General features: G+C 42.9%; 17 protein-coding genes, 7 tRNA genes and 3 rRNA genes. 3 read left to right on the top strand and 24 right to left on the bottom strand.

The genetic code is table 11. The features are described 5' to 3' along the window. Nucleotides 1-2: 2 nt before the first annotated feature. The 7 genes from dhaL to MWG26_RS00180 all read right to left on the bottom strand — a co-directional run bounded on the left by dhaL (nucleotide 3) and on the right by MWG26_RS00180 (nucleotide 6,701). Complete coding sequence (gene dhaL / locus MWG26_RS00210; RefSeq protein ID WP_025653913.1) at nucleotides 3-635, bottom strand: dihydroxyacetone kinase subunit DhaL; 633 nt, start codon at nucleotides 633-635, stop codon at nucleotides 3-5. Between the two features lie 60 nt (nucleotides 636-695). After that, nucleotides 696-1,067, bottom strand: a complete 372-nt coding sequence (locus MWG26_RS00205; RefSeq protein ID WP_025653912.1) for a RidA family protein — start codon at nucleotides 1,065-1,067, stop codon at nucleotides 696-698. A 3-nt stretch (nucleotides 1,068-1,070) separates the two neighbouring features. Next, entirely contained in the window at nucleotides 1,071-2,411 is a 1,341-nt protein-coding gene (locus MWG26_RS00200; RefSeq protein WP_025653911.1) for an MFS transporter, read from the bottom strand. Nucleotides 2,412-2,499: 88 nt separating this feature from the next. Beyond that, nucleotides 2,500-3,441 (bottom strand): transketolase family protein, encoded by a 942-nt coding sequence (locus MWG26_RS00195; protein ID WP_025653910.1) that lies wholly within the window; start codon nucleotides 3,439-3,441, stop codon nucleotides 2,500-2,502. Nucleotides 3,442-3,446: 5 nt separating this feature from the next. Beyond that, nucleotides 3,447-4,274, bottom strand: coding sequence for a transketolase (locus tag MWG26_RS00190; protein ID WP_025653909.1), 828 nt, complete (start codon nucleotides 4,272-4,274; stop codon nucleotides 3,447-3,449). Between the two features lie 20 nt (nucleotides 4,275-4,294). Then, a complete protein-coding gene (locus MWG26_RS00185; RefSeq protein ID WP_025653908.1) occupies nucleotides 4,295-5,305 on the bottom strand; it encodes a zinc-dependent alcohol dehydrogenase in 1,011 nt (336 codons plus the stop codon). A gap of 40 nt (nucleotides 5,306-5,345) precedes the next feature. Next, nucleotides 5,346-6,701, bottom strand: coding sequence for an MFS transporter (locus MWG26_RS00180; RefSeq protein WP_025653907.1), 1,356 nt, complete (start codon nucleotides 6,699-6,701; stop codon nucleotides 5,346-5,348). A 364-nt stretch (nucleotides 6,702-7,065) separates the two neighbouring features. On the opposite strand from MWG26_RS00180, the gene MWG26_RS00175 reads away from it, so the two are divergent. Then, entirely contained in the window at nucleotides 7,066-7,866 is an 801-nt protein-coding gene (locus tag MWG26_RS00175; protein WP_081732978.1) for a GntR family transcriptional regulator, read from the top strand. A gap of 52 nt (nucleotides 7,867-7,918) precedes the next feature. Continuing rightward, on the top strand, nucleotides 7,919-8,704 hold the full coding sequence (locus MWG26_RS00170) for an SDR family NAD(P)-dependent oxidoreductase (protein WP_117441060.1): 786 nt from the start codon (nucleotides 7,919-7,921) through the stop codon (nucleotides 8,702-8,704). A 527-nt stretch (nucleotides 8,705-9,231) separates the two neighbouring features. Here MWG26_RS00170 and rsmI read toward each other — a convergent pair. From rsmI to holB, 4 genes are all read right to left on the bottom strand, one after another. Next, nucleotides 9,232-10,071 carry a 16S rRNA (cytidine(1402)-2'-O)-methyltransferase gene (gene rsmI / locus MWG26_RS00165; RefSeq protein WP_044926031.1) on the bottom strand — a complete coding sequence of 280 codons (840 nt, stop codon included), beginning with the start codon at nucleotides 10,069-10,071 and terminating at the stop codon, nucleotides 9,232-9,234. Nucleotides 10,072-10,147: 76 nt separating this feature from the next. Next, a complete protein-coding gene (locus MWG26_RS00160) occupies nucleotides 10,148-10,843 on the bottom strand; it encodes a tRNA1(Val) (adenine(37)-N6)-methyltransferase (protein WP_025653904.1) in 696 nt (231 codons plus the stop codon). Continuing rightward, nucleotides 10,833-11,738 carry a PSP1 domain-containing protein gene (locus tag MWG26_RS00155; RefSeq protein WP_025653903.1) on the bottom strand — a complete coding sequence of 302 codons (906 nt, stop codon included), beginning with the start codon at nucleotides 11,736-11,738 and terminating at the stop codon, nucleotides 10,833-10,835. The genes MWG26_RS00160 and MWG26_RS00155 overlap by 11 nt, the downstream gene beginning before the upstream one ends. Before the next feature lie 4 nt (nucleotides 11,739-11,742). Further along, nucleotides 11,743-12,738 carry a DNA polymerase III subunit delta' gene (gene holB / locus MWG26_RS00150; RefSeq protein WP_025653902.1) on the bottom strand — a complete coding sequence of 332 codons (996 nt, stop codon included), beginning with the start codon at nucleotides 12,736-12,738 and terminating at the stop codon, nucleotides 11,743-11,745. A 447-nt stretch (nucleotides 12,739-13,185) separates the two neighbouring features. Here holB and MWG26_RS00145 point away from each other — a divergent pair, with 447 nt between their 5' ends. Continuing rightward, nucleotides 13,186-13,341, top strand: coding sequence for a hypothetical protein (locus MWG26_RS00145; protein WP_025653901.1), 156 nt, complete (start codon nucleotides 13,186-13,188; stop codon nucleotides 13,339-13,341). Nucleotides 13,342-13,369: 28 nt separating this feature from the next. Here the strand turns inward: MWG26_RS00145 and MWG26_RS00140 are convergent, their stop codons facing one another. The 13 genes from MWG26_RS00140 to MWG26_RS00080 all read right to left on the bottom strand — a co-directional run bounded on the left by MWG26_RS00140 (nucleotide 13,370) and on the right by MWG26_RS00080 (nucleotide 21,591). Continuing rightward, on the bottom strand, nucleotides 13,370-13,963 hold the full coding sequence (locus tag MWG26_RS00140) for a nucleoside/nucleotide kinase family protein (protein ID WP_025653900.1): 594 nt from the start codon (nucleotides 13,961-13,963) through the stop codon (nucleotides 13,370-13,372). Further along, the gene (locus tag MWG26_RS00135; RefSeq protein ID WP_025653899.1) at nucleotides 13,956-15,386 is read right to left on the bottom strand and encodes an aminotransferase class I/II-fold pyridoxal phosphate-dependent enzyme; all 1,431 of its coding nucleotides are present in this window, start codon (nucleotides 15,384-15,386) and stop codon (nucleotides 13,956-13,958) included. Before MWG26_RS00135 ends, MWG26_RS00140 begins: the two co-directional genes overlap by 8 nt. 231 nt (nucleotides 15,387-15,617) lie before the next feature. Further along, nucleotides 15,618-15,690: transfer RNA gene (locus MWG26_RS00130), tRNA-Lys, on the bottom strand. A gap of 33 nt (nucleotides 15,691-15,723) precedes the next feature. Then, a tRNA-Phe gene (locus MWG26_RS00125) sits at nucleotides 15,724-15,796 on the bottom strand. A gap of 21 nt (nucleotides 15,797-15,817) precedes the next feature. Continuing rightward, nucleotides 15,818-15,891 (bottom strand) — tRNA-Met (locus MWG26_RS00120). A gap of 32 nt (nucleotides 15,892-15,923) precedes the next feature. Next, a tRNA-Thr gene (locus MWG26_RS00115) sits at nucleotides 15,924-15,996 on the bottom strand. 125 nt (nucleotides 15,997-16,121) lie between these two features. Then, nucleotides 16,122-16,203: transfer RNA gene (locus MWG26_RS00110), tRNA-Tyr, on the bottom strand. A 12-nt stretch (nucleotides 16,204-16,215) separates the two neighbouring features. Then, nucleotides 16,216-16,288 (bottom strand) — tRNA-Val (locus MWG26_RS00105). Between the two features lie 51 nt (nucleotides 16,289-16,339). Then, a tRNA-Asp gene (locus MWG26_RS00100) sits at nucleotides 16,340-16,413 on the bottom strand. 68 nt (nucleotides 16,414-16,481) lie between these two features. Further along, nucleotides 16,482-19,378: ribosomal RNA gene (locus MWG26_RS00095) — 23S ribosomal RNA — on the bottom strand. A gap of 180 nt (nucleotides 19,379-19,558) precedes the next feature. After that, nucleotides 19,559-19,711 (bottom strand): hypothetical protein, encoded by a 153-nt coding sequence (locus tag MWG26_RS00090; RefSeq protein WP_244062677.1) that lies wholly within the window; start codon nucleotides 19,709-19,711, stop codon nucleotides 19,559-19,561. Between the two features lie 142 nt (nucleotides 19,712-19,853). Next, nucleotides 19,854-19,971: ribosomal RNA gene (rrf, locus tag MWG26_RS00085) — 5S ribosomal RNA — on the bottom strand. 87 nt (nucleotides 19,972-20,058) lie between these two features. Next, nucleotides 20,059-21,591 (bottom strand): 16S ribosomal RNA (locus MWG26_RS00080). The 16S, 23S and 5S rRNA genes sit together here with 7 tRNA genes alongside, the layout of an rRNA operon. Nucleotides 21,592-21,891: the final 300 nt, after the last annotated feature.

The raw sequence follows: 21,891 nt of genomic DNA, 5'->3' as shown, positions 1-21,891 counted from the left end.
CCTTATGCTTTTAACGCTTCTACGATTGCTTTAGCCATATCACCGACTGCTACAATGCCTGGGTCATAGGTTCCAATACTACGCTCTCCGGTAAATGACTGGCGTCCTCGTTTTGCAATCCATGATTTTGTAATTTCTCTTGTTTCATAAGCTGCGTCTGCTGCTGCCTCGAGAGCTTCCATCAATGTTCCGTTTTTATCCGCTTTATCAAAAGATTCAACGATTGCCTGAAAAGCATCTAATAAAGTTTTATCACCGAGGTGTGCGCCACCTCTTTTCATAATCCCTTCAATAGAACTCTTTAATCCTGCCGAAGCCTCTTCAAGAGTAATTTCTGTTTTATCACGAAATGCCATCCCGCATCTCATGAAAAGTGTCCCCCAGACTGGACCTGAACATCCACCTGTGCTACTTGTAATTACAGAAGTTACATTTAAAAGAAAACTTCCGATAGATGTCATATCATAGCTGTCCCATTTTGACATTACGCTCCTAAAACCAGCAGCTAATGACACTCCAAAATCTGCATCCCCCATTACGCCATCTAATTCTGAGAAGTATTCTTCATTATCTTCTGCTGTTTTTGCCATTGTTCTAACAATTGTCTGCACTTGCTGAAGTGTAATTTTTTCCATATATCCTCCTATATTGGGCATTTGATCATCTCAAATGCCCCTCCGGCTATCTAAATTTACTTATAAACAAGCTACACAGGAAATTTCAACTAACATATCTGGATGGCCAAGATCAGACACACATGCTGTTCTTGATGGAAATACATCACCAAAGAATCCTCTGTATGCTTCATTCATACCCATAAAATTTTCTTTCCCGCGAACAAATACAGTTACCATTACAATATCTTTACGAGTTAAGTCCCATTTTGACAAAATCTGTTCAATCTTATTCAAACACTTACATGTCTGATCCTTAACATCAGAAATGACATTTCCCTGTTCATCCTGAAACACTGCTGTACCAGAAACATACACATGTGTTGATGTTTTTACGGCGGCTGCACAAGGTATATCTGGAACTTCTCCTTCTAAATATTCAAACCTTCCCATAATTTACTGCTTCTCTCTGCGTTTATTAAGTTCTTCAACCACTTCGTTGTATTCTTTTGTGCTTAAGTTATAGAACACAAATAAGATGATACATACGAGACCTGCTATAATTAGAGGTACACCGGCTGCCATGCGAATACCCGCAATTGTACTTGCTGTCTGTTCTCCGGCTGCATTGTATCCAATAAATGTAAGCACCAGACCAGCGACTACGCCACTAAGTCCATTCCCTACTTTGTTGAACATTGCGCCCAAGGAATATAAGAAACCTGGAGCCCTGATACCGCTTACGTACTCGCCATACTCTACTACATCTGGTAAAGCCCCCCAAATTGTTGTAAAGAATACCGTTAATCCAATACCGAAGAATACTACAGCCGCATAGTTCAAAATCATATTATCTTTTGCAGCCAAAAAGAGAATTCCATCGATAAGATATGCTGCGCTTCCTATAATCATAGCGTTTCTCTTACCCATTTTTTTGATAATCGGCATAATAATAAATTTGCAGAGGAATGCTACAAAACACCACATACTAATGAAAGAACCTGTTAATTCTCCATTTCCTAAACAGTATGTACAATAGTACATAACCCAGCTAAACTGCATCATAACTGCAAGGTTCATAACGATCATTGCAATGTAAATGATAATTGCCGGACGGTTTCCTTTTAATGTTCCAAAAGAAGATGCTATAGATGATTTCTCCTCTACCGGAAGAAGTCTCTCTTTTGTTCCCTTTACACAGATAATGATCAAAATAATAGAGCATACTGCATAAGTAATCATCATTGGTGTGTAACCTTTTGTATCCTGACCATGTCCGTAGAAACCGATCAAAGCCAGTGTTAAACTGCCTACTACCATTCCGGCAATATCAGAACCTGTTTCTCTAAATGTAGCCAGTGTTCCTCTTTCGATCGTATCTTCTGTCATAACATTATTCATAACACCGTATGGTGTATATGCTGCAGAGAAAGCAATGATCCAGCATACGTAAGCAATACCCGCCCAAATAACACGTCCTGATGTTCCGAATGGGGGAGCAACAAAACATAATGCAGAAATAATGGATACGGCAAATCCACCATACATTACCCATGGTCTATAACATCCTAATTTTGTTCTAGTCTGGTCAGAAAGTGTTCCGACTACTGGTCCAATAATAATGTTAAGGATTGTACCGATCATAAAAATCAAACTTGCAGAAGCTGCCGGAATTTTTGAGATATCTGTAAAAAAGAACAGCAGGAAGCTTGACATTGTGTTGTTAATTAAACATTGTGATAAGTTGCCTGATGTATAACATAATTTTTCTTTTAATGGGATTTTGTGATTTTCCATATAAACTCCTTTTTGTTCACATGATAAATGTTGACATGTGGACTTTCCACTTATGGCAAAAATAAATAAGACGGCGATATTTTAATTTTTATTTTCTCTGAATGAGTTTTTCTGTTTCAGCAGCAATGTGCTCTGCATCAAGACCAAGGTGTGCTATTAATTCATTCATTGGTCCAACTTTAGAGAACTGGTCTGGAGCGCCCATTTTTTTCATTGGAATAGGGCATTCCTCACAAACAACTTCTGAAACAGCTGATCCAAGACCGCCTAAAACATTGTGTGTCTCTACTGTTAATATTGCGCCTGTCTCTTTAGCTGCTTTTATCACTGCTTCATGATCCAACGGTTTCAATGTATGCATATTAATCATTCTTGCATTGATTCCTTTTTCTTTAAGGATTTCTACTGCGTCAAGTGCCGGAGCAACCATATCACCAACAGCAATGATTGTTACATCCATTCCATCTCTCATTGTTACTGCTTTTCCTATGTGGAACTCGTAGTCATCTTCATATACATTTGGCGTATTTCCTCTGGAAATAGCGATATATTTTGTTCCATTTACACTCAATGCTTCATGCATAACTTTTCTTGCTTCTCTTGCATCTGCTGGAATAATAATTTTAATATTAGGAATACCGCGCAGCATTGCAAAGTCCTCGGTAATAATATGTGAGTTTCCACCAATACCATAAGCAAATCCTCTGCCCTGTCCAAACATGTTGATGTTGAGATCTGGATAACATCCATCTAATCGAATCTGCTCTATAACTCTTGCTACTGCCATTTCAGCAATTGTTGTTGTAAATACTGTTTTTCCTGAGTAAGCCAATCCTGATGCAAAACCAATCATATTCTGCTCTGCAATACCTACATCAAGCACCCTGTCCGGACAAGAGATTGAGTCTGGTCCATCTTTAAATAAAAGTGCTATATCTGCATTAACAACAACGACCTGATCGTTTTCAACCATGATATTATTTAATTCCTGTACAATCGCACGCTGGATATTTTCTGATTTTCGTTCCATAAGACCTATCCTTCCATTTCTTCAATAAGTTTTTTTGCTTCTGCTACTTTCTCAGGAGACCAATATGCAGCATGCCATTTTGAATTATTTATTGCAAATGGAATTCCATAACCTTTAATAGTGTTTGCTATAATTGCGTTTGGTTTTCCCTCTGCGTATGGAAGTGTTTCTAACGCTTCAACAACTTCTGCCATATTGTTTCCGTTGATTTCTCTGCAGGCAAATCCAAAAGACTCTAATGCAGCTTTATAGTCTGTCATTGGCATGGATATTGGATATGTTGCACTCATCCTATTTCTGTCAAGAATCATAACGAGATTATCTAATTTGTATTTAGCAGCTGACATCGCGGCTTCCCAAATTGATCCCTCATTGCTCTCGCCATCTCCAACTATACAATATACTTTGTAATCTTCACCATCCATTTTTGCAGCCTGGGCCATTCCTGCTGCAATAGATAAGCCATGTCCCAATGAACCCGTAGATGCTTCTACTCCTGGGCATTTTTTATATACAGGATGCCCAGCTAATGGACTATTATATTGTTCGATTGTATCAATCATTTCATCTGGAATAACACCAAGTAAATTCAATGCGGCGTATTGGACCATACTCTTATGTCCTGCGCTTAAAATGAAACGATCTCTGTTCTTATCCAACGGGTTCTTTGGATCATAGTTCATAAAGTGGAAATATAGTGCTGTTACGATATCACAACATGAACTTGCAGATGGAACATGTGTGTTCTCACATTTCCCTGCAATATCCAAAATATTTAATCTCATTTCTTTTGACTTTCCAGTCAACTGTTTGATTAGTTCTTCTCTAGTCATTCTTTTTTACCTCCAACATACTAAGGGCGGATTAATACACGGATTGTTTTTCCTGTAAATACATTTTCTAATGCCTCATCAAGACAATCTAAATCATAAATTCCTGTGATTAAATGTCTCATGTCCATGTTTTCCATTAAAGCTACTGCTCGATCAAATGAGTATGGAGACTGCTGCGATGTTACAATACTTAATTCTTTCTCACATCTTGCAGTGAATAAGTTCAAATTCATTGGTCTGTCACCAAAGTCGTAAGATGCAGCATATAAGATACGTCCACATTTTGCTACAATCTCAACACACTCTTCTGCATTCTCTACAGATCCGCTTACATCGATACAATAATCTACGCCATATCCATTTGTCTCTTCTGCGACGACTTCTTTTACGCTCTGAGATGCTGGGTCAATTACCAAGTTTGCGCCACATTTGAGTGCCATTTTTCTCTTCTCTTCTACTGGATCTACCATGAATATTTTACTGGCTCCTGCACGGTGGGCAAGCATAATGTACATCTGGGCGATAGCTGCTCCGCCATAGATGATTACTGATTTTCCAGCAGACATCTGCAGAATGTCCATACCGTGAATTGCTGCACTCAGTGGCTCTGCCAATGCAGCCTGCTCAAATGTCATTGAATCTGGAATTTTTGTAACTGCTGTTGCTGCAACTGTAGCATAATCAGCAAACGCACCTGTAGCGAAAGTCATATTCTCGCAGAAGTGCTCCATACCGTTATGGCAGTAATGGCAGGCTCCACAGAAAGCATGCATATTGGCTACAACTCGATCTCCTATTTTACATGTAGTTACATCTTCTCCAACTTCAACGATTGTTCCCGTGTACTCATGACCCATAGTCATGGGTGGCTGAAGGATTGGATATCCCCCGTTAATGATCTGAGGATCATTATCACAGATACCACAATATGCGATCTTAATTTTTACTTCATTTCTCTTTGGTTCTGGAACATCCATTTCAACTACAGACATATGTCCGATTTTGTCCCATAATGCTGATTTCATTTTCATTTTGTTTCTCCTTTTATTTATTTATTTCCCTTTAAGGGATTTATTTTTGTGCATTTCTTTCTGCAAGTTCTGTAAGAATCTCGTTATATTTTTCCTGTGTTAAATCATAGAATAAGAAAAGGATGACACAAAGAATTCCTGCAACTACTAATGGAATACCTGTTGAAAGGTAAATTCCGTGCTGTACTGCCGCTGTTTGTTCAGCACCTGGAACATAGTTAATTACTGTAAGCATCCATCCAGCTAATAAACCAGAAAATCCTAAGCCAAGTTTATTTGATAATGTTCCCATAGAATAAAGGAAACCAGGTGCTCTGACTCCTGTCTTCCACTCCCCGTACTCTACAATATCAGGAACGCTCCCCCATACCATTACAAAGAAGAAAGTAAGTCCTGCCCCAAATCCTGCACATGCTATAATCGCTAATACTAGATTTGATCCGGCAGCTAAGAACAATATTCCATCTAACAAATAAATGCAGCTGCCAACGATTAACATCGGTTTCTTTCCAACCCTCTGTGCAATGGGATTAATAATAAATTTACAAATAAGAGCAACACCGGGAATCATTGTCATGATAATTGGCTGTAAATCCATTCTATGTAAGAAATATTTAATATAGTAAACGAACCAGCTAAATTCATACATTACGATTCCGTTCATCACTATCATAGCTAACATGATTACTAATGCAGGTTTGTTCCCCTTCAAAGATCCAATAGATTCTTTTAATGTAAGTTTACTGATTTCAGGAGTACGTCTTTCTCGAATTCCAAGGAAGCAGATTACTAAACAAGCTAATCCGATTAAAGAATAAACAGTCATTGTTCCCTGAAATCCTTTTGCTTCATTTCCATGACCAATTGCAAGTACGAGCGGCATTGTTGTGAAACCAATGATCATAGAAGCAATATCTGAACCTGTCTCTCTGAATGTAGCTAATGTTAATCTTTGATTCATATCCCTCGTCATAACGTTATTCATAACACCATATGGAATATAAATCCCTGTGTAACACATACCACATGCTATGTAGGTTACCCATGCCCATATTAATTTCCCTGTATAGGAAAAATCAGGTGCAGTGAAACATAAGATTCCGCAAATTGTCATTGGTAAAGCAACCCATAATATCCATGGCCGATATGTACCCCATCTGCTTCTGGTGCGATCCGCAACCATTCCCATTAATGGATCATTAAAAGCATCCCAAATACGCGAGAATAAAAAGATTGCTGCCGCTGCTGATGCTGCGATTCCTAAGATGTCCGTGTAAAAATACATCAAGTAACTGGATAATGTTGTATTAACTAATACAGCTGCTACGTTACCTGAGGTGTAACACAATTTTTCTCGTAATTTAATGTCTTCTTTGAAATCAACTGAATTACCCATTACGTTTTCTCATCTCCTTTTCTTTAGTTGTTATGTGGCCTGTCCAATATTTTTCCCTTTTTTTACCAAACCTCCCTTCTTTTTTTTAATTACATTAATCCGTCCACTTTTTTGTGTAGCCACTATGTGGTCTGTCCACATATCGTCTTTAGAATTATAATACTCGGCTTTGTTTTATTTGTCAATATATTAATCATCATTTTCTCTATTTTTCATATTTTTTACTACATTTTTTTGTTTATATTATATAATTCTTTTTTTTGCATACTTAAATGAACCTCTTGACTTCTTCGTCTTTTCAGAATAAAATTATGTGGTAGGGTCACATGCTCACAAATAATTTAAAGAAAAGGACATTTTTCCTATGACATCAAATGTATTAAATACGACTAGTTTATATGAACAGCTATATATACTTTTGCGTGATCGTATACTTTCGGATGAATATCAGCCTGGCGATAAATTTTTAGCAGAACGTGCGATCTGCCAGCAATATGGCGTTAGTCGTTCAACTTCCAATAAAGCGATTAGTAATCTGATTAGCGCAGGATACTTAGAGTTTCGAAAAGGAGTCGGTACCTTTGTTCGTTCAAAACAGACTTTAAATGATTATTTTACAATGACCAGCTTAACTGCATCCGCAAAAGCACAGGGAATTTCTTTCCGTTCAAGATTTCGCTCAATCGAACAGCGGACAGGAAAAGATTTAAGCCGTCACTTAAAACGTGTATTAGCGGTTGAAGATGATGATACAATTCTTGTACTTGACAGTCTCCGTTATGTTCACCACGATATTCCGTTTCTTCATGAATTGCGTTATATCGTATGCAAACATTGCCCTGGACTTACAATTGATAATTATAATGATTTTTTTACAAACGATTTTTCAATTGATATCACTTTTTATGAAGAAAGATTTCTTCATGGTGTTCTTGATGAAAAAGAGTCTTCTATCTTAGAAAGACCTATTGGAACCCCTTATTCCATCATTGAAAGTATTGGTTATATCAAAGATCATATTCCTCTATGGTGGGGAATTACTCATCACAGACCTGATGAGGATTTATATTCTGTTTGTTTTAGCGTTGATTGTTTCAGCGAAAACAATAATAACAATGTTTATTTTGACTTTAAGCCCGTTCCAATGCTCTCACATCAGCGTTAATTAACCTTGTGTACCGCCACATATCGTCTAAATTATGAAAGGTGGTACCTATATGGATTTAGGTTTAAAAAACAAAAATATTTTATTATTTGGGGGACATTCTAATATTGGAAGATGTGTTACTCTCGCATTTGCTCAGGAAGGTGCTGGTGTAACAATTGCTGGAAGAGATTTAGAATCTTGTGAAAAAGTTGCTTTAGAGGCTCTTGAGGCAGGTGCTCCATGGGCCGAAATCGTTAAATGCGATGCAACAAGTTACGAAGATACAGCTCATGCTGCAGAATCTGCTTTACTGCATGGTGCTATCGACAGTGTTTATCACGGTGTTGGCTGGGATTCTCTTGGAAAATTCCTCGAACTCGATAGAAACTTATGGCAAAAAATTTACGAAATTAATTTTTTATCATGTATGAATGCTTGGAAATATATTTTACCAATCATGCAAAAACAAGGACATGGCAATTTTGTAAATAACGCTTCTACTTGTGGACGTGTTCACGACTCTGATGAGTGTGTATACGGTGCATTAAAGAGTGCTGTCATCCACTTAGCTCAGACAATTGCACAGGATGTTGCAAAAGACGGCATCCGTATCAACTGCGTTGCTCCAGGTGCAACTCCTCCAATTGATGGACATTTCACATCAGGTTCACCGTGGCCGGCATTCACTTCAAATCCAGAAACTTTAGAGTATTGGAAGACTTTTAGCCCCTTAGGGCAGGTTGGAACTCCCTGGGATGTAGCGTATGCAGTTCTCTTCCTTGCCTCTGATATTACTGGACGTCATCAGTGTGGTCAGGTAATTGGCGTAGACGGCGGACGTTATATGCCAAAATAAGTTTCACTACTTACAAAAACATAAATAACCACTTTTCCGTTATAACTCGGCTTGAACAGGCTTATTATAACGGAAAGGTGATTTTTTTGTATAGTAAACACGCACACCACATGAAAAGGCGCATTACATAAAATGTAATACGCCCTAACATAGTTCAATCCAAGTCTGATGCTGTATGTTCCGGAACTCCTATCATGCTCTGCATGGATGCCTGATCCGATGTTTCTTCAAGATGCCTTACCTGCTGACTGTACCTGATGTCTGTCCTGCTGTCTTACCCGATGTCTGTCCAAAATGTCCTGTCCGGAAATCTTAAAAGAAAAAGGGCCTCCTTTAAATGAGACGCCTTCGTCTGCCTGGTCTTCTTGAACTTGTAATTTATTCTATACTTTCCTTCCCAAATCGTCAATGTTACAATTTTCTAAAATTCCAATGCAAATTTTTAATCTCTCTGTCTATGTTGACTAATTCTCGTAACCGTTAAGCTAGGTTTGAACTGTTGCAAATTCTTAACAATATAGTTATCTCTAACGTTCCAAATAATTGTAAATCTCCCGTTTCTGAACTCCACGGTCTTTTGCTACCATCCTCATGGCCTCTTTTTTTGCCATTCCCCTGGAAGTATAATATTCCATATGTGCCTCAATGCTCATCGCTTCCCATTTTTCCTGTTCTTCTCGGACAGCCTCACTGCGGCTGCGGCCTTCAACCACAAGCACACATTCCCCCTTTGGCTCATGCTCCCCATAAAACAAAGCCGCCTCCTCAAGGGTCGAGGTAAATACAGTCTCATACTTTTTCGTCAGCTCTCTGCAGACGGTAATCCGTCTGTTCCCCAAACGTTCCAGAAGCAGCTTCAACGTTTTCACAAGCCTGTGGGGCGCCTCATACAAAATGATTGTCCGAAACTCTCCCTCCAGTTCTTCCAGCACCCACTCCCGCTCCTTCTTGTCCGTGGGAAGAAAGGCTTCAAAAGCAAACCTCCTGGTGGACAGACCGGATATTGTCAGCGCCGTAATGCAAGCCGACGCACCCGGAAGAGAGGTCACCGTGATTCCCGCTTCGCAGCACATTCGGACCAGTTCCTCTCCCGGATCTGAGATCCCGGGTGTTCCCGCATCAGTAATCAGCGCAATATTCTGGCCCTCCAGCAGTTTTTCCACAAGTTTTCGGCCCTTCTCAAACTTATTATATTCATGGTAGCTTGTCATAGGAGTACGTATCTCAAAATGATTCAGCAGCCTGATACTATTGCGCGTATCCTCCGCCGCAATCAGATCAGCCTCCTTCAGAGTCCGTATCACCCGAAACGTCATGTCCTCAAGATTCCCGATCGGGGTAGCGCATAAGTATAATATTCCTGACATAAATCCTCCTTATCAGCCCCAGATGTCTCACCCGCTATCTATTGGTAACCGTTCGGGCAAGTCTGAACGGTTACATCTATTTGTACATAATAACAGGAGGTTCAATTTTTACCCTGGACTTTCCGCCCTTGATTCCTTCAAGCAGAACCATCGTCGGCTCTTTATCCACATACGGGTGGATAAACTGGATACGCTTCGGTTCGATCTTATACTGATTCATCTTAATAATAATCTCCGCAAGACGAAACGGTTTGTGAATCATATAAAATCTGCCTTTGCTCTCCTGCAGCAGCTTTCCGCTCTCCCGCAGTATATCATCCAGCGTACAGAGTACCTCATGCCTGGCAATGGCTTTGGCATCCCTGGGATTCTGAAGTCCGTGCTCCGCCAGCATATACGGAGGATTTGTCACGATAACATCAAAAAAGGCAGGCCGAAATATCTCCGCTGCCTCTTTGATATCTCCTGTTACAATATCAATCCGTTCTCCCAGCCGGTTGTGCTCCACACTTCTCACCGCCATATCCGCGCTTTCCGTCTGTATCTCCAGCCCCGTAAAATGCTTTCCCCGCGTCTTTGCAGCGAGGAGAATGGGCAGGATACCCGTCCCAGTTCCCAGATCCAGAACCGTCTCCTCTTTTTTTACTCTTACAAAATCGGAGAGCAAAACGGCATCGATCCCAAAACAGAACCTCTCCGGATTCTGAATAATCTCATATCCGTCCAGCTGGAGATCATCCAGCCTCTCTCCCGGTCTTAACTTAGTTGTCATCTAACTTCGATGCTCCTTCACCTTTTTCCAGCGCGGCCAGTTTCTTCATCTCTTCCTTGGACACTTTTGCCTTTTTACGCCGCGGCCTGAACTTCAGTTCCTCAGCTCTGTATTCGCGTATCTCTTTTTCATCGTTTTCCAGAACCACAATTACCTTTACAAGCTTCCGCAGTACGCTCAGTGAATGAACCGTTCCTGAAAGCCCCTCTGGCGTTGTCACGGTATCTCCCAAAGTAGGGAGCTGGCTGTTCAGCTCCTCGTATGTCTCTTCCTCGTTAGTCAGACAGCACATCAAACGGCCGCAAACTCCCGATATCTTCGTCGGATTCAGGGACAGATTCTGTTCCTTCGCCATCTTTATAGAAACTGCAGCAAATTCAGATAAATAAGTATTGCAGCACAGAGGTCTCCCGCATATCCCGATTCCTCCGCGGATCTTTGTCTCATCCCTCACACCAATCTGACGGAGTTCAATCCTGGTTCTGAATACTGCTGCCAGATCCTTTACCAGTTCTCTGAAATCGATCCTGCCATCCGCCGTAAAGTAAAACAGCACCTTATTATTGTCAAATGTATATTCTGCATCAATAAGCTTCATATCCAGGCCATGCTTGCGGATCTTCTCCAGACAGATCTTAAAGGCATCCTTTTCCTTCTCACGGTTCTTCTCCTCTACTTTGCGGTCCTGCTCAGTAGCCACACGGATCACCGACTTCAGCGGCTGCACAACTTCCTCGTCCTTCACCTCTTTTGGCCCGCTTACAACACGCCCGTATTCTACGCCTCTCGCTGTCTCAACAATTACATTGTCACCCTGTGTGATCTCAAACTTCCCCGGTGCAAAGAAGTATATCTTTCCTGCAGTGCGGAATCTCACACCTATTACTTTCGTCATCCCGTTAATTCTCCTTTATTGTCAATAAAAGCAATTCCATAGTCAATTCAAAGTTTACATTCGCCTTCAGGCGGGACTTTGCCTTTTCCAGTGCATCCAGAATAATCTCAATTCCCTCATAAGAACTCTTGCTCGCCCGTTCTTTAATATACTTCAGCTGATCCGAAAATACAACCCTGTCCACATTTCTGGTTGCCTTATAAATGAGCACATCCCTGTACCATACTGCGATCACATCCATGTAATCCGTGATCTCCAGCTTATAGGACATGCATCTCTTCACTGCCTCAATCAGTTCATTCAGATCCAAATCATTGATATTTCTCAGCAGATGAACCGCTTCTTCCTTAATCTCATTAAAATGTTCCGAAGTAGCCAGCATAATGGCCTTTCCCATATTGCCCTGAGCAAACGCCACACAGACATCTGCTTTATAATCCGGCACCTGCATCTGTTCCATCAAATACTTTTTTACAAGCTGGTCCTTAATATTCCGCAGCTTGAGCATCACACATCTGGACCTGATTGTGGGAAGCAGCGTCTCCGCATTCTCCGTAAGCAGCATAATAACCGCATATTCCGGCGGCTCTTCAATAGTCTTAAGAATCGCGTTCTGGGCCTGTACACTCATCATATCCGCATCTGCTATAATGTATATCTTATATCTGCTGCTGTATGGTTTGATCACAATATCATTATTTACCTGTTCACGGATATCGTCGATACTGATCGTATTCGGTTTCTCATGCGTAACCTTAATGATATCCGGCTGATTATGATTCATCGCCTGTTTACAGGACTGACATTTGCCGCAGGCATCTCCGTCTTCCTCCCGGTTCTGGCACTGCAGGCTCATTGCAAATAAATTAGCAAGCAGCTTTTTGCCTGCCCCTTTTTCCCCATTCATTATATATGCATGTGATACCTTGTCCGTCTTCACTGCATTGCCTATATATTGTATGATATTTTTGTGTCCAACTACATCCTTAAAACCGCTCATTACATCACCTGCTGCCTCTCCGTATTCCTTTGTAATTTACCATCTGGTTACTGCATTTGTTCAAAGTATGAACAGTTACGTTTATTGTACTATAGGTTTCTTACAAAGTTGTGAACTACTCATTAAGTATATCATAAATTTTCATGAAGATATAGCCCATAAATACGGGATTTCTTCGAGAATTTATCACTGGCCTATCACAGTAAAATAATTTATTAACGAATTATTTTTTAAGAAACAACTTTTATCACACTGAGTCCATAAAACACTTTTCAATGTCCTTAAAACGCGCCAAAATCAAAAAAATAAAGGGAAAGGAGATTTTCTCCGTCTAACATCTGTATTGTCCCAAATAAGGCATGAAATGTTTTTTAAACTGTCACTCATTTTTTTATTATTAACTCATAATTTATCCCCGATCCGGACATCCTATACCGAGGTGAGAATATGGCATCTTATATAGCACCGGAACTCCGGGACAAGTTTGAATCATTACCGATCAACTTGAAAGACTGTATACTCGAAAGAAATGTCCAATTAAAGAACATTCACGACCTGATTCGTGTACTCGAGGATATAGTAGCAGAGGGAGAAGCAGAGTAATCTGTTTCTCCCTCTTTCTTTAAATAAACTATCCCTCCTCCATCTCTCTCTCCAGATACATCTGTATTTCCTGAATACATTCTTCCATATTATTATTTTGAAACCGCTTCATAATTCCTGCATTCTCCAGGTTTTCTTCTGAAAAATCCTCCTGGTCTGCCAGAAACCGTCTGCACATCTCGGAATACTTAGGCTCACTTTGCTGCCTCTCTCTCATAAGCGCCCTTGAGAGCCTTTCCCCGTCCTCCACTTCTATATAAACAGGTACCAGCCTGTCCTCCCCAAAATACCGGCGCATTTCCTCATAAGACTGCAGCGTCCCAATAACAATATAGTGATATTTTTCCAGATCAATCTGCCCGTCGTCTGCCGTAAAATACTTCCATACCCCGCATTTTGTATGATAGGCTCGCATTTCAATTACAGCCCCCTGCTTTTCCAAAATTTTCAGCTTTGCCTCATCAGTGAAATAATACTCCACCCCATTCGTTTCCCCTGCCCGGATCGGCCTTGTCGTATATAGAATAATTGTTCTGAACTGAGGCAGAATTTCCTTCAATTTTTTAAAAATAGTATCTTTTCCGGAGGAACTTTTGCCCATAATGTAACATATCTTACCCATTTATCAACACCTCAATTTTACCTTCTTCTTTCATACCTTCCACAGAAAATCCCTGATCCCGGTATTTTTCAAGTAAAGCTGCTGCTTCTTCAGAAATCTCTTCCCCGGGAACAATTAAGGGAATCCCAGGAGGATAAACATAAGCATATTCTGATGAAACTTTTCCAACAGATTTCCCCCATTCCAGGCTTTGAGTTCTTCGTCCGCTTCCTCTTCCCACAGCTTCTTTGGTCTCTGCACTCGTATATATCTGCCTAAGCGGAGGAAGTAAAAATTCTACAGACAACTTTTTTTCAGATGACAGGCCCGCGTCAATTTCCAGCAGCGCATCCGTCAGGCGCTTCATGCCCTCTTTCGTGTCTGCCATTGAGGTCATGGCAATCACATAAGACCCGGCCGCCATCTCCATCTGAAGATGGTATCGCTCCAAAAGAGTCATATAGAGCTGCCGACCCGTTATACCAGTCCCTTTTACTGAAATCACTATCTTAGATTTATCATATAATTCTGTTTCAAGTAGTTTTAAACAGTTCAGTTTCTGCAGCGATTCACGTGTCTGCTGTAATAATACTGCATATTTATCAAGATACATATGTCCTCCATAGGACATCATCTCAATACATTCATCTATACCTGCCATCAGTACATAGGAAGGACTGCTTGTCTGCAGCATATGCAGATACTGCGTAATCTCCCCGCTGATATCCAGATTTTCTTTTAAATTCTTATTTTTATTGATATGGATTAAGGCTGTCTGCGTCAGCGCAGGAAGAGTTTTATGAAGGCTGTGTATAACCACATCCGCCCCAAGGGACACTGAATTTTTCGCAAAATACGGATGAAACCCCAGATGGGCTCCATGAGCCTCATCGACAATCAAAGGAATTCCTTTCCTGTGAACCACAGCCGCAATAGATTTTATATCCGATATAACTCCGTCATATGTTGGAGAGGTGATTACCACCGCCTTGATATCCTCATACTTATCCAAGGCATTTTCTATATCTTTTGGTTTAACAGGCCCGTTTAATTCCACATCTGCATAAAATTCCGGATAAATATAGACTGGTCTCAGTTCATGCATTAAAACTGCATGGTAAACTGATTTATGGCAGTTTCTTGCCATTAATATTCTGTCCCCTTTTGCCGTACAACCCATTACAGCACTCAATATCCCTGTTGTGCTTCCATTAATCAGGTAATGTGTCTCCAAAGAATGATACAATGCAGCAGCACGCTCTTCAGCCTCCTTTAGTATACCTCTTGCATGGTGCAGATCATCAAAACCTTCTATCTCTGTAATATCAATTGAATAAGGCAGGTCACAACCCGTCAGGATTCCTCTCCGCTTGTGCCCCGGCATATGAAATCCATAATAATCCGAACGGCTGTAATCCCGCAATTTCTTATATAAATTATCCATTCATGCTCCTATACTTCAGCTAACGCCGTAAATTACATTTCTACGTCCTATTTTTCCGTCCATTCCCTCTCTTATATGGTACCATAAATTAAGTGATTACCACAATCTTTTTAGCTGTCTTGGGCAAATGGGACAGATGTGCGCCTGCAGAGTGCAAATAATCACAATTTGCATAAAAATTAAAATACCGCAAACCCTCTGTATTTAAGGATTTACGGCATTTCTCTGTCATGAGCGTGCGGGGATTCGAACCCCGGACAACTTGATTAAAAGTCAAGTGCTCTACCACCTGAGCTACACGCCCATATTAGGTTGTCTTTCTTTTTTGCAAAGAAAATGCCCAGAGCCGGAATCGAACCAGCGACACGAGGATTTTCAGTCCTCTGCTCTACCAACTGAGCTATCTGGGCATTAGACTTAAAAAGTCTGAGTTGCGGGGGCAGGATTTGAACCTACGACCTTCGGGTTATGAGCCCGACGAGCTTCCAGACTGCTCCACCCCGCGCTATTAAATTTTTCTTATCTCTAATGAGATAAAGCCGATGATCGGACTCGAACCGATAACCTGCTGATTACAAATCAGCTGCTCTGCCAATTGAGCCACATCGGCATAATTACATCTTCTCAAAGCGACTGATTTGTAATCAGCACTCTGCTTGTGATTGACTTAGTCAATCTTAATGAATTGAGCCACATCAGCACAAACCTTACGGCTTATGAGAATTACTTCTCAAGTGGATGGAGAAGGATTCGAACCTTCGAAGGCGTCGCCAACAGATTTACAGTCTGCCCCCTTTGGCCACTCGGGAATCCATCCATTCTTGTTAAGTGGGACCTATAGGGCTCGAACCTATGACCCTCTGCTTGTAAGGCAGATGCTCTCCCAGCTGAGCTAAGATCCCACAAAATTAATGCTATTTACCAGATTAAAAGCCTATACGGTAAATAAGCAACGACCCAGAAGAGACTCGAACTCTCGACCTCCGCCGTGACAGGGCGGCGCTCTAACCAACTGAGCCACTGGGCCATATGAAGATATGTATCTTCAAAACTGCATACAAAGAATTAAATCCATCCATTATCCTATCACCCTGCTTGGTTATGCCCTCGACCTATTAGTAACAGTCAGCTCCATGTGTTGCCACACTTCCACCTCTGCCCTATCTACCTCGTCGTCTTCAAGGGGTCTTACTAACTTGACGTTATGGGATATCTCATCTTGAGGGGGGCTTCACGCTTAGATGCCTTCAGCGTTTATCCCTTCCCGGCTTGGCTACTCTGCTATGCTCTTGGCAGAACAACAGATACACCAGCGGCCAGTCCAACCCGGTCCTCTCGTACTAAGGTCAGCTCCTCTCAAATATCCTACGCCCACGCCGGATAGGGACCGAACTGTCTCACGACGTTCTGAACCCAGCTCGCGTACCGCTTTAATGGGCGAACAGCCCAACCCTTGGGACCTACTTCAGCCCCAGGATGCGATGAGCCGACATCGAGGTGCCAAACCACTCCGTCGATGTGAACTCTTGGGAGTGATAAGCCTGTTATCCCCAGGGTAGCTTTTATCCGTTGAGCGATGGCAATCCCACTTTATACCACCGGATCACTAAGTCCTACTTTCGTACCTGCTCCACCCGTCGGTGTCGCAGTCAAGCCTTCTTCTGCCTTTGCACTCTGCGAATGGTTTCCAACCATTCTGAGAAGACCTTTGAGCGCCTCCGATACCCTTTCGGAGGCGACCGCCCCAGTCAAACTCCCCACCTGACATTGTCCCCCAGCCGGATCACGGCTGATGGTTAGAAACCCAATACTGCAAGGGTGGTATCCCAACAGCGGCTCCCTTACGACTGGCGTCATAAGTTCTCAGCCTCCCACCTATCCTGTACATGCAATACCGAATCCCAGTATCAAGCTGGAGTAAAGCTCCATGGGGTCTTTCCGTCCTGGCGCAGGTAACCAGCATCTTCACTGGTACTTCAATTTCACCGGGTGCATTGTTGAGACAGTGCCCAAATCATTACGCCTTTCGTGCGGGTCGGAACTTACCCGACAAGGAATTTCGCTACCTTAGGACCGTTATAGTTACGGCCGCCGTTTACTGGGGCTTAAGTTCAAAGCTTCGCTTGCGCTAACCTCTCCCCTTAACCTTCCAGCACCGGGCAGGCGTCAGCCCATATACCTCACCTTTCGGTTTTGCATAGACCTGTGTTTTTGCTAAACAGTTGCTTGGGCCAATTCTCTGCGGCCTCTCGCGAGGCACCCCTTCTCCCGAAGTTACGGGGTCATTTTGCCGAGTTCCTTAACAATGCTTCTCCCGTCGGCCTTAGGATTCTCTCCTCATCCACCTGTGTCGGTTTACGGTACGGGTTTTAACTGAACAATAGCGGCTTTTCTTGGCAGCTAGCTCACGCACTTCGCTACTTTAGTTCGCTCCGCATCACGTCTTCGGATTGCATACCGGATTTGCCTGATATGCTCCTACCACGCTTGCACCGGATTTTCCACTTCCGGCTTGCGCTTTCTCTCTGCGTCCCCACAGTTCTGTCAGTTAAAAGTACAGGAATTTCAACCTGTTGTCCATCGACTACGTCTTTCGACCTCGCCTTAGGCCCCGACTTACCCAGAGCAGATCAGCTTTACTCTGGAAACCTTAGATATTCGGCCGGAAGGATTCCCACCTTCCTCTCGCTACTCATTCCGGCATTCTCTCTTCTTAACACTCCACTGCTCCTTACGGTACAGCTTCGCCGCAGTTAAGAATGCTCCTCTACCAATTGACATTCATCAATTCCTAAGCTTCGGCAGTGTGTTTCAGCCCCGGACATTTTCGGCGCAGGACCTCTCGACTAGTGAGCTATTACGCACTCTTTCAATGGATGGCTGCTTCTGAGCCAACATCCTAGTTGTCTTCGAAATCCCACATCCTTTTCCACTTAACACACATTTTGGGACCTTAGCTGTAGGTCTGGGCTCTTTCCCTTTTGACCATCCAACTTATCTCGGACAGTCTGACTCCCATACATCATCTACACGGCATTCGGAGTTTGATATTCTTTGGTAAGCTTTGACGCCCCCTAGGAAATTCAGTGCTCTACCTCCGCAAGACTTGAGTATGAGGCTAGCCCTAAAGCTATTTCGAGGAGAACCAGCTATCTCCGGGTTCGATTGGAATTTCTCCCCTATCCACACCTCATCCCCACCCTTTTCAACGGATGTGGGTTCGGTCCTCCATTGCCTTTTACGGCAACTTCAACCTGGACATGGATAGATCACCCGGTTTCGGGTCTACTCCGACTGACTATATTCGCCCTATTCAGACTTGGTTTCCCTTCGGCTCCGGGCCTTCGGCCCTTAACCTCGCCAGCCAGCGTAACTCGCCGGACCGTTCTACAAAAAGTACGCGGTTGCACATATAAAGTGCTCCCACAGTTTGTAAACATATGGTTTCAGGTTCTCTTTCACTCCCCTCCCGGGGTCCTTTTCACCTTTCCTTCACAGTACTATGCGCTATCGGTCACTAAGGAGTATTTAGCCTTACGGGGTGGTCCCCGCTTCTTCCCACAAGGTTTCTCGTGTCTCGTGGTACTCTGGATACCGCCATGTCATGTTGGATTTTGCTTACGGGGCTTTCACCCTCTCTGGCCAGCTTTCCCAAAACTGTTCTGCTATCTTCCATGAATCAATTATGCGGTCCGAACCCCAGGGTGCACGCACCCTGGTTTGGGCTCTTCCGGTTTCGCTCGCCGCTACTTCCGGAATCACATGTTGTTTTCTCTTCCTCCGGCTACTTAGATGTTTCAGTTCACCGGGTTCCCTTCCTTAACTTATGGATTGGGTTAAGGATACTGGAGGTCTGCTCCAGTGGGTTTCCCCATTCAGAAATCTCCGGATCGATGGGTATTTGCCCCTCCCCGAAGCTTATCGCAGCTTATCACGTCTTTCATCGGCTCTTAGTGCCAAGGCATCCACCATACGCTCTTATTAGCATAACCAACTTGCCTTCTCTCACGGGTTGGAGATCGGGCGACACATATCTAGCGTGATATGCGTTGGCAATAGGTTCCTCTTATTGAACTGCTAATGTTCAATAAAATTCAATTTTTTCCGTTCGTTTTTTTCGAACTAGTTAATGTTGTTAACATTACCTCGGATGTCTTGATTAAATAAGATATTTAATCTGTCGTATTATCGCTTATCAGTAATAATACAACTTCTCTTTGTATGCAATTTTCAAGGTACATATCCAGATGTTCCGCTTCCGCTTCCCACCTGCTGACTGCTTTATCAGTCATTACATACACGAATTGTTTCGTATATCTAATCACTGGTAAAACCAGCTATCATAACAGCACTGCCCTGCTGATTGGGTTGGCGTTGATAAGTTGTTGCTTATCCTTGCCGGTATCTATATAATCAACATTTATATAATACTGACGGCGCATCCGTCATCCTGTTATTCTTTTTTAGATTTGGCGGCCACCTACTCTCCCACATCGTCTCCAATGCAGTACCATCGGCCGTCTGGGTCTTAACCATCGTGTTCGGGATGGGAACGGGTGTTTCCCCCAGGCGCATCGCCACCAAAATATTTTGTTATGTGAGCATGCCCTTTCAGGCACTCTCTTGATAACTAAACAATAGACAACATACTCTTTACTTCTTTCTTCCTTAGAAAGGAGGTGATCCAGCCGCACCTTCCGATACGGCTACCTTGTTACGACTTCACCCCAGTTATCGGTCCCACCTTCGGCAGCTCCCTCCTTACGGTTGGGTCACTGACTTCGGGCGTTACCAACTCCCATGGTGTGACGGGCGGTGTGTACAAGACCCGGGAACGTATTCACCGCGACATTCTGATTCGCGATTACTAGCGATTCCAGCTTCATGTAGTCGAGTTGCAGACTACAATCCGAACTGAGACGTTATTTTTGGGATTTGCTCCACCTCGCGGCTTCGCCTCCCTTTGTTTACGCCATTGTAGCACGTGTGTAGCCCTGCTCATAAGGGGCATGATGATTTGACGTCATCCCCACCTTCCTCCAGGTTATCCCTGGCAGTCTCTCTAGAGTGCCCGGCCAAACCGCTGGCTACTAAAGATAAGGGTTGCGCTCGTTGCGGGACTTAACCCAACATCTCACGACACGAGCTGACGACAACCATGCACCACCTGTCTCCCCTGTCCCGAAGGAAAGGCACCATTACGCGCCGGTCAGGGGGATGTCAAGAGCAGGTAAGGTTCTTCGCGTTGCTTCGAATTAAACCACATGCTCCACCGCTTGTGCGGGTCCCCGTCAATTCCTTTGAGTTTCATTCTTGCGAACGTACTCCCCAGGTGGCATACTTATTGCGTTTGCTGCGGCACCGAATGGCTTTGCCACCCGACACCTAGTATGCATCGTTTACGGCGTGGACTACCAGGGTATCTAATCCTGTTTGCTCCCCACGCTTTCGAGCCTCAACGTCAGTCATCGTCCAGTAAGCCGCCTTCGCCACTGGTGTTCCTCCTAATATCTACGCATTTCACCGCTACACTAGGAATTCCACTTACCTCTCCGACACTCTAGTTACATAGTTTCCAATGCAGTCCCGGGGTTGAGCCCCGGGTTTTCACATCAGACTTACATAACCGTCTACGCTCCCTTTACACCCAGTAAATCCGGATAACGCTTGCCCCCTACGTATTACCGCGGCTGCTGGCACGTAGTTAGCCGGGGCTTCTTAGTCAGGTACCGTCATTTTCTTCCCTGCTGATAGAAGTTTACATACCGAAATACTTCATCCTTCACGCGGCGTCGCTGCATCAGGGTTTCCCCCATTGTGCAATATTCCCCACTGCTGCCTCCCGTAGGAGTTTGGGCCGTGTCTCAGTCCCAATGTGGCCGGTCACCCTCTCAGGTCGGCTACTGATCGTCGCCTTGGTAAGCCGTTACCTTACCAACTAGCTAATCAGACGCGGGTCCATCTCATACCACCGGAGTTTTTCCCACTGTACCATGCGGTACTGTGGTCTTATGCGGTATTAGCAGTCATTTCTAACTGTTATCCCCCTGTATGAGGCAGGTTACCCACGCGTTACTCACCCGTCCGCCGCTCAGTCGCAAAACTTTTCAATCCGAAGAAATCTAAGTAAAGCGCTTCGCTCGACTTGCATGTGTTAAGCACGCCGCCAGCGTTCATCCTGAGCCAGGATCAAACTCTCGTTAAAAGTGTTTGTATCCGGGTCAGAATTAACTACTAGCTAATTCTATCCCTTTTTACTGTTCTTACCACCGAGATTAATCTCAGTGATGGGTGCATCATTATGATGCTGTTCTTAAAAATTTTTTCTATAAGAAATTTTCAAGGGTTTGTTGTCTATTGTTTAATTATCAAGGTGCTTTTTGTCGTTTGCTGTCCCTCACGGGTCAGCCTAAACATAGTATCATTAATCGTATGCATCTGTCAAGAGTTTATTTAACTTTTTTCCAACTTTTTTCAAACACACATTTTACATACTAGATTTAGT

The organism is Faecalicatena contorta, assembly GCF_022835095.1.
Classification (GTDB): domain Bacteria; phylum Bacillota; class Clostridia; order Lachnospirales; family Lachnospiraceae; genus Faecalicatena; species Faecalicatena contorta.
This window is presented reverse-complemented; position numbering and strand designations above follow the sequence as displayed.